Origin of the sequence: Streptomyces sp. NPDC051133, assembly GCF_040682635.1 — a bacterium.
Classification (GTDB): Bacteria; Actinomycetota; Actinomycetes; order Streptomycetales; family Streptomycetaceae; genus Streptomyces.
In genome coordinates this window covers 1-12,589 of sequence record NZ_JBFBBK010000030.1, presented here as the reverse complement: position 1 = coordinate 12,589, position 12,589 = coordinate 1, and the positions used below count along the sequence as shown (strand labels likewise).

The following is a 12,589-nucleotide window of genomic DNA, read 5'->3' as shown; positions in this document are numbered from 1 at the left end:
TGACCGCGCCAGGGGCGGGTGTCCGTGCGGGCACCCGCCCCTTCCCGTCTTCTCACCCGCCGGACGGGCAGGCCGTGTGCCGGGACCCGGGCAGCGCCTCGGTGATCCAGGACCGGGCGACGGCCACGCGGGTGTCGCCGACGGCCCACAGGCTCGCGTCCCGCTGTCCCGTGCCGACCCGGACGAGCACGTGCTGTCCCGTGCGCGGGGCCGGCTCCGCGCCGCCGTCGAGCAGGAAGCCGACCTCCGCGGGCCCGTGCGCGGGCTTGTAGGAGCGGATCACCTTCAGCGTGACCCGGCTCCAGGGGGACGCCTTCTGCGGCACCACCCCGGTCACGGTGCCCTCCACGACCAGCCGGGAGCAGGCCAGTTCCTGCGCCGGGTCCGACGGCCGCCCGCCGTCCCCGGAGGCCTTCGACCCCGCCGCGTCGGCCCGCTTGTCGTTGTCCGCGGCGCCGGCGGCGCTGCTGTCGTCCGAGCCGCCGGAGTGCGTCACCACCCAGCCGAACCCGAGGGCCAGCGCGAAGACCCCGGCACCGGCGAGCGCCCCGAGCGCGATCCGCCCCGCCCGGCGGGGACCGGAGGGCCGCCCGGGGCGCGGAGGGCGGGGACCCGGGCTCGCGGGACGCCTTCCGGCGCGGGCACGCGCTCCGGAACGGGAGTCGGTGGAACGGTGCTCGGCGGCCTGCGGCCGGTCGTCCGCCTCCGCTTCCCGCTCCTCCCCGGTCAGCGTCTCCGCCAGCCGGGCCAGCTGTTCCCTCAGCACCGTCACATCGGCCTCGGCCGCCCGGTGCTCGGCGAGGAAGGCGGGGTCCCCGTGGGCCTCCGGTGGCAGCGGGTCCCCGGTGATCGCGGCCATCAGCGCGTCCATACCGCCGTACTCCCCGGTGCTCCCGGCGCTCCCGGTGCTCCCGGCGCCCTGCGCGCCTCCCTGTTCGGCGGTCACGTCACACCACCTCGTCCTCGTGCAGGCGGTCGCGCAGGGCGCGGACCGCCGTGTGCAGCCTGCTCTTGACCGTGCCTTCGGGGATGCCCAGCTCCTCGGCGATGCCCCGGACGGGCAGGTCGGCGAAGAAGCGCAGCACGACCACCTGCCGCTGGGCGGCGGGCAGTTCGTCCAGGCCCCGGGCGACGGCGAGGGAGAGCAGGCTGGTCTCCTCGCCGGAGGGGTGCACGGGCTCGTGCAGCGCGGCCAGCCGCTCCCCCAGTCGCTCCTGGCGCCGCTTGGCCCGGTGCCAGTCCATGGCCAGGTTGGAGGCGACCACCGCCGCCCACGCCGACACGTCCCGCGGTGCCTCCCCGCCGTTCGCGGTCCGCTCCAGCAGCCGCAGCCGGACCTGCTGCACCCCGTCCGGCAGGTCCGACTGCGGCACCCCGCCGAGCGCGAGCACCGCCCGCACCCGGCGTTCCTGGGCCGCGTCCAGCGGGTCGTCGCCGATGCGGTCCGCACCGGCGTACGCCCCCTGGTCGCGGCGCGCCCTTCCGCGCAGCACAGGCCACCCCCCTCACGCGTTTCCCCTACGACGTGGCAGCGAGCCGAAACGTTCGACCACGTCCCCCGGCTCCGCAGAGGCGTACGTCACACCGCCGTGTGGCCGGAATCCGTACGGGCAGGGACGGGACAGCACAGCTTGCGGCCCGGGCGCCCGGCGGAGGTAATTTCTCCAGCTCAGAGGGGGTGACCGGCGGACGTACGGAACCGTCCGCCGGGTGATCGTGTCCCACCCTTCGGGCACGCCTCGCAATAAATTGGACAGGTGGACCGGGGTCGGCCGCATGATGGAAATGCCCCGGTCATGCAGAGACACACAGAGGGAGACACCGTGAGGGTCGGAATCGTCGGAGCCACCGGTCAGGTCGGCACGGTCATGCGCAGGATCCTCACGGAGCGGAACTTCCCGGTGACGGAGCTGCGTCTGTTCGCCTCGGCCCGCTCGGCCGGCACCGTGCTGGACGGCGTGACGGTGGAGGACGCGACGACCGCCGACTACACCGGCCTGGACATCGTGCTCTTCTCCGCGGGCGGCGCCACCTCCCGGGCGCTGGCCGAGAAGGTCGCCTCCCAGGGCGCCGTCGTGATCGACAACTCCTCCGCCTGGCGCAAGGACCCCGAGGTCCCGCTGGTGGTCTCCGAGGTGAACCCGCACGCGGTCGCCGACCGCCCCAAGGGCATCATCGCCAACCCGAACTGCACCACGATGGCCGCGATGCCGGTCCTGCGGCCGCTGCACGAGGAGGCCGGCCTGGAGGCGCTGGTCGTCGCCACCTACCAGGCGGTGTCCGGCTCGGGTCTCGCGGGCGTGGCCGAGCTGCACGGCCAGGTGCAGAAGGTGGCCGCCGAGGCCGACAAGCTGACGCACGACGGCGCGGCGGTCGACTTCCCCGAGCCGAACGTCTACAAGCGGCCCATCGCCTTCAACGTGCTCCCGCTGGCCGGCAACCTCGTCGACGACGGTCTGAACGAGACCGACGAGGAGCAGAAGCTGCGCAACGAGTCCCGCAAGATCCTGGAGATCCCCGGCCTGAAGGTCTCCGGCACCTGCGTGCGTGTCCCGGTCTTCTCCGGCCACTCCCTGCAGGTCCACGCCCGCTTCGCCCGCCCGATCTCCCCGGAGCGCGCGACGGAACTGCTCGCCAAGGCCCCCGGCGTCGCCCTCTCCGACATCCCGACCCCGCTCCAGGCGGCCGGTCAGGACCCGTCGTTCGTCGGCCGCATCCGCGCCGACGAGACGGTGGAGAACGGCCTCGCGCTGTTCATCTCCAACGACAACCTCCGCAAGGGCGCCGCGCTGAACGCGGTGCAGATCGCGGAGCTGGTGGCGGCGGAGCTGTCCGAGAAGTAGGCCGGTTCTCCGGCGCAGGGGCGGTCACGGTCGCGTGACCGCCCCTGTCGTGTCCCCGGACGCGCACGGCCCCGGCGGTGAGGGGCCGCCGGGGCCGTGGAGCGGTGTGCGGGGAGGGGATCAGTCCGTGCCGGACTCCATCGCGGCGCGGTCGAGCAGCGCGTCCTCCTCCGTGACCTCGCCGCGGGAGGCGATCGCCTCGGCGCCGCCCTGGGGCATCGCGCCGATCAGGCCGGTGGAGGCGGCCTGGGCCGCGCCGATCAGCGCCGGGTGCTCGGTGCCGACCATGCCCAGACCCGCGTACTGTTCCAGGCGGGCGCGGGAGTCCGCGATGTCGAGGTTGCGCATGGTGAGCTGGCCGATGCGGTCCGCGGGGCCGAACGCGGAGTCCTCGGTGCGCTCCATGGACAGCTTGTCCGGGTGGTAGCTGAACGCCGGGCCGGTGGTGTCGAGGAGCGAGTAGTCCTCGCCGCGCCGCAGTCGCAGCGTGACCTCACCGGTGACCGCCGCGCCGACCCAGCGCTGCAGCGACTCGCGGATCATCAGCGCCTGCGGGTCCAGCCAGCGGCCCTCGTACATGAGACGGCCGAGCTTGCGGCCCTCGTTGTGGTACTGGGCGAGGGTGTCCTCGTTGTGGATGGCGTTGACCAGGCGCTCGTAGGCGGCGTGCAGCAGGGCCATGCCGGGGGCCTCGTAGATGCCGCGGCTCTTGGCCTCGATGATCCGGTTCTCGATCTGGTCCGACATGCCGAGTCCGTGCCGGCCGCCGATGGCGTTGGCCTCCATGACCAGCTCGACGGGGGAGGCGAACTCCTTGCCGTTGACGGTCACCGGGCGGCCCTGGTCGAAGCCGATCGTCACGTCCTCCGGGGCGATCTCGACCGCGGGGTCCCAGAACCGCACGCCCATGATCGGCTCGACGGTCTCGACGCCGGTGTCCAGGTGCTCCAGGGTCTTGGCCTCGTGGGTGGCGCCCCAGATGTTGGCGTCGGTGGAGTACGCCTTCTCGGTGCTGTCGCGGTAGGGCAGCCCGTGGGCGACCAGCCACTCCGACATCTCCTTGCGGCCGCCCAGCTCGGTGACGAAGTCCGAGTCCAGCCACGGCTTGTAGATCCGCAGGTGGGGGTTGGCGAGCAGGCCGTAGCGGTAGAACCGCTCGATGTCGTTGCCCTTGAAGGTGGAGCCGTCGCCCCAGATCTGCACGTCGTCCTCGAGCATCGCCCGGACCAGCAGGGTGCCGGTGACGGCCCGGCCGAGGGGCGTGGTGTTGAAGTAGGCGCGCCCGCCCGAGCGGATGTGGAACGCGCCGCAGGCGAGCGCGGCCAGCCCCTCCTCGACCAGGGCCGCCCGGCAGTCGACCAGGCGCGCGACCTCGGCGCCGTAGCTCGTCGCACGGCCGGGCACCGAGGCGATGTCGGGCTCGTCGTACTGGCCGATGTCGGCGGTGTAGGTGCACGGGATGGCGCCCTTGTCGCGCATCCACGCGACGGCGACCGAGGTGTCGAGGCCGCCGGAGAAGGCGATGCCGACGCGTTCGCCGACCGGAAGGGAAGTGAGGACCTTGGACATAGAAAGAGTATGCAGCATCCCGCATGGTCATGCATAGCCCGGCTGGTCCGGGGCTCCCCCGTACGAGCGCCGCGCCCCGATTCCTAGACTGACCGCGTGGCATTCACGAGCACTCCGCACCGCTTCCTGTGACCGGAGGACACCGAGGGCGACGCAGGACGGCGTCGCCCTCCTCGGCGTGCCTGCCCTGAGGCGCCCCGTCCCGGGGCAGCGCCTCCGCGCGCCCGCAGGCACGACTCCTTCCCTTCACGTCACCAGGAGTTCCTCATGCCCGCGTCGCATCCGCCTGCCCTCGAACCGTTCCTCACCCTGCTGCGCTGCCCGGCCTGCCGCGCACCCCGTCTTCGCCCCGGCCGGGGCGCCCTGCGCTGCCCGGCGGGTCACGCCTTCGACATCGCCCGGCACGGCTACGTCGGCCTCCTCACCGGCACCCCCGCCACCAGCGGCGACGACGCGGCCATGGTCCGGTCCCGGGACCGGTTCCTGTCCACCGGCGCCTACGAGCCCGTCCGGCGGGCCGTGGCCCGCCTGGCGGCCGCCGCCCTGCCCGGGCGGGGCACCGTCGTGGACGTCGGATGCGGCACCGGCTACTACCTCGCCGGCGTCCTCGACCGGCTGCCCTCGGCCCGGGGCCTGGGACTGGACACCTCGGCGCGCGCCCTGCGCGCGGCGGCCCGGGCCCACGACCGGGCCGCCGCGGTGTCCTGGGACGTCTTCCGCCCCTTTCCGCTGGCCGACGGGGCGGCCGACGTCGTGCTGGACGTGTTCGCCCCGCGCAACCCCTCCGAGTTCCACCGGGTGCTGCGCCCGTCCGGCCGGCTGGTCGTCGTACGTCCCACGGACCGGCACCTCGCCGAGCTGCGCGGCCGGGTACCCGGGATGATCACGGTCGACCCGGCCAAGGAACGGCGGCTGCGGCGGGCGCTGGCCCCCTTCTTCGAGCCCGCCGCCACCGAGGAGGTCGACTACCCGCTCCCCCTCGGCCCCACGGAGGCCACCGACCTGGTGGGGATGACGCCGAGCGCGCGCCACCTGGATCCGGCGGACGCGGCCGGTGCCGGCCTCCTGCCCGGCACGGTCACCGTCTCCGTACGGGCCACGGCCTACCGGCGCCGCGCCCGGACCGCGGAGGGCACCGGCTGCTAGGGGTGTCCCCTCAGCCTTCGGCCGGTGGACAGGCCCTAGGCCCGCCGGACCTCGTACAGGAAGCACCCGTACTCCACCGCCCGGACGTGGACGAGCGCCACCTCCGGGTCGGAGAAGGCCTGCGCGAAGGCCTCCTGGAAGCTCTCCCCGGCCGCCACCAGCCGACCGCCGAGGATCCGGCCGTCGGCCGAGTAGCGGCGCACGGTGCGGTGGGCGTGGGTGAAGGGCAGGCCGGTGTCCGCCGGGCCGGGGCACTCCCGGGCGTGGATGAACACCGGGCCCTGCTCGTCGTAGGCGCCGGGGTCGGCGCCCGTCTCGGCCGCCCAGCGGCGCAGCGGGGCGTACGACACCAGGGCGATCAGCTCGCCGGCGGTGCTGTGCCGCAGGCAACAGCGCAGCGGAGCACCGCCCTCCGCGTCGGTGAAGGGGGCCGGGGGCCGGCCCGCGTCGTCGGCGACGCGCAGGGACTTCAGGACCTCGGGGGTGACGGGGCGTGCGGTGCGGTCGGTCATGTCCCCAGCGTCCCGCCGCGCCGCCGCGCTCACCGGCGGGAACCGGACATCGCCTTCCCCGTCGATCGCATGGAAGGATGGCGCAACCGACACATAACGAGGAGATGACCGCGTGCCTGGCACAAACCTGACTCGCGAAGAGGCGCAGCAGCGGGCCGAGCTGCTCACCGTTGACTCGTACGAGATCGATCTCGACCTCTCCGGCGCGCAGGAGGGCGGCACCTACCGGTCCGTTTCCACGGTGCGCTTCGACGTCGCCCGCGGCGACGCCGAGTCCTTCATCGACCTGGTGGCCCCGACCGTCCACGAGGTGGTCCTCAACGGCGACCGGCTGGAGCCCTCCGAGGTCTTCAAGGACTCGCGGATCGCGCTGCCCGGACTGCTGGAGGGGCGCAACGTCCTGCGGGTCGTCGCCGACTGCGCCTACACCAACACCGGCGAGGGCCTGCACCGCTTCATCGACCCGGTGGACGAGCAGGCCTACCTCTACACCCAGTTCGAGGTGCCGGACGCCCGCCGGGTGTTCGCCTCCTTCGAGCAGCCCGACCTGAAGGCCACCTTCCAGTTCACCGTGAAGGCGCCCGAGGGCTGGACGGTCATTTCCAACTCGCCGACCCCGGAACCCCAGGACAACGTCTGGGTCTTCGAGCCGACCCCGCGCATCTCGTCGTACATCACCGCGCTGATCGTGGGCCCGTACCACTCCGTGCACAGCGTGTACGAGAAGGACGGCCAGTCCGTGCCGCTCGGCATCTACTGCCGGCCCTCGCTCGCGGAGTACCTCGACGCGGACGCCGTCTTCGAGGTGACCCGGCAGGGCTTCGACTGGTTCCAGGAGAAGTTCGACTACCGGTACCCGTTCGCGAAGTACGACCAGCTGTTCGTGCCCGAGTTCAACGCGGGCGCGATGGAGAACGCGGGCGCGGTCACCATCCGCGACCAGTACGTCTTCCGCTCCAAGGTCACCGACGCCGCCTACGAGCTGCGCGCCGAGACCATCCTGCACGAGCTGGCCCACATGTGGTTCGGCGACCTGGTCACCATGGAGTGGTGGAACGACCTCTGGCTGAACGAGTCGTTCGCCACCTACACCTCCATCGCCTGCCAGGCCGCCGCGCCCGGCTCGCGCTGGCCGCACTCGTGGACCACGTTCGCGAACTCCATGAAGACCTGGGCGTACCGGCAGGACCAGCTGCCGTCCACGCACCCGATCATGGCGGACATCCGCGACCTGGACGACGTGCTCGTCAACTTCGACGGCATCACCTACGCCAAGGGCGCGAGCGTGCTCAAGCAGCTCGTCGCGTACGTCGGCGAGGACGAGTTCTTCACGGGCGTGCAGGCCTATTTCAAGCGGCACGCGTTCGGCAACACCCGTCTGTCCGACCTGCTGGGTGCCCTGGAGGAGACCTCCGGCCGCGACCTGAAGACCTGGTCGAAGAAGTGGCTGGAGACGGCCGGCATCAACGTGCTGCGTCCGGAGGTGGAGACGGACGGGTCCGGTGTGGTCACGGCCTTCGCCGTCCGCCAGGAGGCCCCCGCCCTGCCCGCCGGCGCCAAGGGCGAGCCGGTCCTGCGCCCGCACCGCATCGCGATCGGCCTGTACGACCTCGACGAGGCGACCGGCAAGCTGGTGCGCACCGAGCGGGTCGAGCTGGACGTCGACGGCGAGCTGACGGCCGTGCCGCAGCTGACGGGCAAGCGCCGTCCGGCGGTGATCCTGCTGAACGACGACGACCTGTCGTACGCGAAGGTCCGCCTGGACGAGGAGTCGCTGGCGTTCGTCACCGAGCACCTCGGCGACTTCGACGCCTCGCTGCCGCGCGCCCTGTGCTGGGCCTCGGCCTGGGACATGACCCGGGACGCCGAGCTGGCCACCCGCGACTACCTCTCGCTGGTGCTGTCCGGCATCGGCAAGGAGTCCGACATCGGCGTGGTGCAGTCGCTGCACCGTCAGGTCAAGCTGGCGATCGACCTGTACGCGGACCCGGCCGCGCGCGAGTCCCTGCTGACCCGCTGGACCGATGCCACGCTGGCGCACCTGCGCGCGGCCGAGGCGGGCAGCGACCACCAGCTGGCCTGGGCGCGGGCGTTCGCGGGCACCGCGCGCACGCCCGAGCAGCTGGACCTGCTGGAGGCGCTGCTGGAGGGCACGCAGACCGTCGAGGGCCTGGTCGTGGACACCGAGCTGCGCTGGGCGTTCGTGGAGCGCCTCGCGGCGGTCGGCCGGTTCGACGAGGCGGAGATCGCCGCCGAGTACGAGCGGGACAAGACGGCCGCCGGTGAGCGGCACGCGGCCACCGCCCGCGCGGCCCGTCCGACGCCGGAGGCCAAGGAAGAGGCCTGGTCGTCGGTCATCGACTCCGACAAGCTGCCGAACGCCGTGCAGGAGGCCGTGATCGGCGGCTTCGTGCAGACCGACCAGCGCGAGCTGCTGGCGTCGTACGCGGAGCGGTACTTCGAGGTCGTCAAGGACGTCTGGGACGCCCGTTCGCACGAGATCGCCCAGCAGATCGCGATCGGCCTGTACCCGTCGGTCCAGGTGTCCGAGGCCACCCTGGCCAGGACGGACGCCTGGTTGACCGCGGCCGAGCCGAACGCGGCCCTGCGCCGCCTCGTCTCGGAGTCCCGCGCGGGCGTCGAGCGGGCCCTGAAGGCCCAGGCGGCGGACGCGGCGGCGAAGTAGTCGTTCGCACGGTCATCCGTACGGTCCTGCGTGAGGTCATCCGTACGGTCCTGCGTGAGGTCGTCGTCTGGATGACGGGGCGCCCGGTGCTGTCGGCACCGGGCGCCCCCGCCTTTTCCGCCTCGGTCAGGCCTCTCGTCGCGGTGCCGGCGGCCGGGCCGCCGCGTCCCGCAGGGCCTCCAGCACCCGGGCCACCGGCGGGCCCGTCTCGCCGCCCCTGCGAACCGCCGCCACCACGTGCCGGACGGGGCGGTCCGTGGTCAGTTCGCGCAGCACGACACCGGCCCGGCGCCCGGCCGCCATCCGCGGGACCAGGGCCACGCCCATCCCCGCCCCCACCATGGCGAGGATCGCCGTCCAGCCCGAGGCCGAGTGGCCCTGGTGAGGGCTGAAGCCGGCCGCCTCGCAGGCGCGGCGGGTGATGTCCGACCAGGGACCGCTGCCGCCGAAGATCCAGGGTTCCGCGGCCAGATCGGTCAGCTTCAGGGGGGCGGCGCCGGCCAGCGGGTGGCCGGGCGGCAGAGCCACGTCGAGGGGGTCGGTCAGCAGGGGCACGCGGGTGAAGCGGGGGTCGGCGGCGCTCGGGGCCTCGGCCGCCAGGGAGAGGGCGAGGTCGACGTCACCGGCGGCCAGCAGGTCGTAGGCCTCGGCGGCCTCCGCCTCCCGTATGCGCACGGTGACCCGCGGGTGCGTGTCCCGCAGCACCCGTACGGCGGGGACGACCAGGGCGGGGACGGCGGTCGAGAAGGCGCCGACCCTGACCTCGCCGGCCTCGCCCTGCGCGTAGGCGGCGAGCGCCGCGTCGGCGCGCTCCAGTTGCTCGAACACCGCCTCGGCGTGCGCCAGCACCAGCCGGGCCGCGTCGGTGAGCCGGACCCTGCGGCCGTGGGCCTCCAGCAGGGGCACCCCGAGCCGGTCGGCGAGGTTGGTCAGCTGCTGGGAGACCGCCGAGGGGGTCATGTGCAGGGCCTCGGCCGTCGCGGTCACGGTGCCGCGCTCGCGCAGGGTGCGCAGGATGTGCAGCTTCCTCAGGTCCCACTCGGCCATGCGCGCACGGTACACGCGGCCGCGGCCACCGCTGCCGGGCGACCGGGCTCACCGCGCGCCGGCCCCTTCGCGCCGGCGCGGCCCGCGGTCACCGCCGGGATCCCGCACCCAGGACGACCCCGCCCAGGATCAGCGCCATCGACAGCAGCTGAGGCAGGCCGGTCGTCTCGCCGAGGACGGCCCAGGACAGCAGGGCCACGCACACCGGCTGGAGGTAGTAGACGATGCCGGCGCGGGTCGCGCCGATCAGGGCGATGGCCTTGTTCCAGCCGAAGAAGGCGAGGGCGGAGGAGGCCACGCCGACGTAGAGCAGGGGCAGCACCGTGCCGGGGGCCGGGCTGAAGCCGCCCTGGAGGGCGAGGCTCGCGGCCTGGACGGGCAGCAGCAGGACGGTGCCGGCCAGGAACGTGGTGAACAGGAAGGCCGCGCCGCCCAGTTCGGCGGGCTTGCGGCGCAGCAGCGCGCTGTAGCCGGCGAAGCAGCAGGCCGCGGCGATCATCCACAGGTCGCCGGGCGAGAAGGCCGCGCCGCCGCCGACCAGCAGCGCCACACCGCCGCAGGCGATGAGCAGCCCGGTGGTGCGCCGCCCGCCGAGCCGTGCGCCGCCCAGCCGCTCGAACAGCGCCATCAGCACAGGCGAGGCCGCCATGATCATGCCCATGGTGGCGGCCGGCGTGGACAGCCCGGCCTGGTTGACCAGGGTGTTGTAGACGGCCACGCCGAGCAGCGAGGCGAGGAGGACGTAACGGCCGTGCCGGCGGATCAGGGCCCGCTGCCGCCAGGCCCGCCGGGCACCGAAGGGGGCGACGGCGAGCAGGGCGATCACCCAGCGCCAGAAGGCGTGCTGGACGGGCGGGACGCTGTCGTGCAGGCCGCGGGAGGTGACGAAGCTGCCGGACCAGACGATCGTGGCGAGCGCGGCGCAGGCGAGGCCGAGCAGGGGGGCGGCGGCCTCGCGGGTGCGCGGGGCGCGGGGGCGCCGGGCGCGGATGCCGAGGGCGCGGGTGCGCGCGGTGGTGGTCGCGGAGGCGGGGGAGGTCGCGGCGGGGGAGGTCGTGGTGGTCGTCCGGTGCACGACGGCTGTCACAGGGGTCCTTTCCGGGGAGGGTGCGGGGTGTGCCGTTCCCTACCGTCGCAGGAGAGGATTCGTCAGGTCCATCGAATCTTTTCGACCGTTCTTTTCAGCTGAACTGAACGATCGGGGCTTCCGGCCTCCCAGCTGGGCCGCCGCCGTCGCCGTGAACGCCAGGGCCATGCCGGTCAGTTGCACCGGGGTGAGCGTCTGGCCGAGGGCCGCCCAGCCGACGACGGCCGCGGTCAGCGGGGAGAGCGGACCGAGGAAGCTCACCTGGGTCGCGGTGAGCCGGCCGATGCCGCGGAACCACAGCCAGTAGGCGACCGCCGTGTTGGCCAGGGCGAGGTAGAGGTAGCCGCCGGCCGCGCGGGCGTCGAGGGCGGGCGGGGCACCCTCGGCGAGCAGGGCGATCGGCGCGATGAGCAGGCCGCCCGCGGTGAGCTGCCAGGCCGTCAGAGTCAGCGGGCCGACGCCGTCCGGACGGCCCCAGCGCTTGGTCAGTACGGTGCCGGTGGCCATGGAGACGGTGGACGCGACCGCCGCGAGCACTCCGACGAGGTCGAGCGCGCCCGCGCCCTCCAGGACGACCAGGCTGACCCCGAACGCGGCCGCGACCCCGGTGACCAGGGTGCGCGGGGCCGGCCGCCGGCCGAGCAGCAGCGCCGAGAGGCCGACGACGAACAGCGGTCCGGCCGAGCCGACGACTGCGGCCATCCCGCCCGGCAGCCGGTACGCCGCCACGAACAGCAGGGGGAAGAAGGCGCCGATGTTCAGCGCGCCGAGCACCGCCGCCTTCGCCCACCAGGCACCGCGGGGCAGCACGCGGGTGAGGGCGAGCAGCATCAGACCGGCGGGCAGGGCCCGCATCAGGCCGGTGAACAGGGGACGGTCAGGCGGCAGGAACTCGGTGGTGACGGCGTAGGTGGTGCCCCAGGAGACGGGCGCCAGGGCGGTGAGCAGGACGGTGCCATGTCGCTTCACGATCGGACCCCTTCGGACTGGCCGGTGTAGCTCGATAGTAAGTAGCTTAGTCGTAAGCTACTTTCCGTCAAGCCACTTTCTTGCCGTCGAGCGTCCCGGGGGCGATACTCGGCCCATGAGCGCAGGCAGGGATCCCGTGGACGCGATCATCGACCAGTGGGCGGCCGTGCGGCCCGACCTCGACACCAGGGCGATGGAGGTGTTCGGGCGGATCTTCCGCCTCTCCCGGGCCATGAGCGACCGCATGGAGAAGGCCTACGCCCCCTACGGCATCTCACGAGGCGAGTTCGACGTGCTGGCGACCCTGCGCCGCTCCGGCGAGCCGTACACCCTCTCCCCGCGCCGGCTGTCGGCCACGCTGATGCTGACCACCGGCGGCATGACCGGCCGCCTCGACAAGCTGGAGCGGGCCGGCCTGCTGCGCCGCTCCCCCGACCCGCACGACCGCCGCGGCCTCCAGGTCACGCTGACCCCGAAGGGGCTGGACGTCATCGACCAGGCGGTGGGCGCGGGCCTCGCCGCCCAGACGGAGGCCCTCTCCACGCTCGACGACGAACAGGCCGGCCGGCTGGCCGGCCTGCTGCGGGACCTGCTCGCAGGGACCCCGGGGGCGGGTCACTAGGCCCTGTCGGGCCAGGGGGTTTCGTTTGGATCAGGTCGGATCAGGCCGCGGCGTCCGGTGCGGTGCATCGCAAGGCGGAGGATCACCCGCGTACTGGGCGTACTCGGG

At 73.5% G+C, this 12,589-nt stretch carries 11 protein-coding genes; 4 read left to right on the top strand and 7 right to left on the bottom strand.

What is annotated here, in order from left to right; all coding sequences use genetic code 11:
* Positions 1-52: 52 nt before the first annotated feature.
* Positions 53-946 carry a hypothetical protein gene (locus AB0N17_RS27990; protein WP_366014288.1) on the bottom strand — a complete coding sequence of 298 codons (894 nt, stop codon included), beginning with the start codon at positions 944-946 and terminating at the stop codon, positions 53-55.
* A gap of 1 nt (position 947) precedes the next feature.
* The gene (locus AB0N17_RS27985) at positions 948-1,493 is read right to left on the bottom strand and encodes a sigma-70 family RNA polymerase sigma factor (protein ID WP_366014287.1); all 546 of its coding nucleotides are present in this window, start codon (positions 1,491-1,493) and stop codon (positions 948-950) included.
* A gap of 330 nt (positions 1,494-1,823) precedes the next feature.
* Here AB0N17_RS27985 and AB0N17_RS27980 point away from each other — a divergent pair, with 330 nt between their 5' ends.
* Positions 1,824-2,843, top strand: a complete 1,020-nt coding sequence (locus AB0N17_RS27980; RefSeq protein ID WP_366014286.1) for an aspartate-semialdehyde dehydrogenase — start codon at positions 1,824-1,826, stop codon at positions 2,841-2,843.
* A gap of 120 nt (positions 2,844-2,963) precedes the next feature.
* Here AB0N17_RS27980 and argG read toward each other — a convergent pair whose 3' ends face one another.
* Positions 2,964-4,412 (bottom strand): argininosuccinate synthase, encoded by a 1,449-nt coding sequence (gene argG / locus AB0N17_RS27975; RefSeq protein ID WP_366014285.1) that lies wholly within the window; start codon positions 4,410-4,412, stop codon positions 2,964-2,966.
* Positions 4,413-4,679: 267 nt separating this feature from the next.
* Here argG and AB0N17_RS27970 point away from each other — a divergent pair, with 267 nt between their 5' ends.
* Positions 4,680-5,558, top strand: a complete 879-nt coding sequence (locus tag AB0N17_RS27970) for a methyltransferase domain-containing protein (RefSeq protein WP_366014284.1) — start codon at positions 4,680-4,682, stop codon at positions 5,556-5,558.
* A gap of 35 nt (positions 5,559-5,593) precedes the next feature.
* On the opposite strand, the gene AB0N17_RS27965 is transcribed toward AB0N17_RS27970, so the two are convergent.
* On the bottom strand, positions 5,594-6,070 hold the full coding sequence (locus AB0N17_RS27965) for a DUF1203 domain-containing protein (protein WP_366014283.1): 477 nt from the start codon (positions 6,068-6,070) through the stop codon (positions 5,594-5,596).
* 112 nt (positions 6,071-6,182) lie between these two features.
* Between AB0N17_RS27965 and pepN the strand changes: the two genes are divergently transcribed.
* Positions 6,183-8,756 carry an aminopeptidase N gene (gene pepN, locus AB0N17_RS27960; protein WP_366014282.1) on the top strand — a complete coding sequence of 858 codons (2,574 nt, stop codon included), beginning with the start codon at positions 6,183-6,185 and terminating at the stop codon, positions 8,754-8,756.
* A gap of 126 nt (positions 8,757-8,882) precedes the next feature.
* Here pepN and AB0N17_RS27955 read toward each other — a convergent pair whose 3' ends face one another.
* The 3 genes from AB0N17_RS27955 to AB0N17_RS27945 form a co-directional block, all read right to left on the bottom strand.
* Positions 8,883-9,803 carry a LysR family transcriptional regulator gene (locus AB0N17_RS27955; RefSeq protein WP_366014281.1) on the bottom strand — a complete coding sequence of 307 codons (921 nt, stop codon included), beginning with the start codon at positions 9,801-9,803 and terminating at the stop codon, positions 8,883-8,885.
* Between the two features lie 88 nt (positions 9,804-9,891).
* Positions 9,892-10,743 (bottom strand): DMT family transporter, encoded by an 852-nt coding sequence (locus tag AB0N17_RS27950; RefSeq protein ID WP_366014372.1) that lies wholly within the window; start codon positions 10,741-10,743, stop codon positions 9,892-9,894.
* Between the two features lie 186 nt (positions 10,744-10,929).
* On the bottom strand, positions 10,930-11,859 hold the full coding sequence (locus AB0N17_RS27945; RefSeq protein WP_366014280.1) for an EamA family transporter: 930 nt from the start codon (positions 11,857-11,859) through the stop codon (positions 10,930-10,932).
* Positions 11,860-11,974: 115 nt separating this feature from the next.
* Between AB0N17_RS27945 and AB0N17_RS27940 the strand changes: the two genes are divergently transcribed.
* Positions 11,975-12,481 carry a MarR family transcriptional regulator gene (locus AB0N17_RS27940; protein ID WP_366014279.1) on the top strand — a complete coding sequence of 169 codons (507 nt, stop codon included), beginning with the start codon at positions 11,975-11,977 and terminating at the stop codon, positions 12,479-12,481.
* The last annotated feature ends 108 nt before the right edge of the window (positions 12,482-12,589 follow it).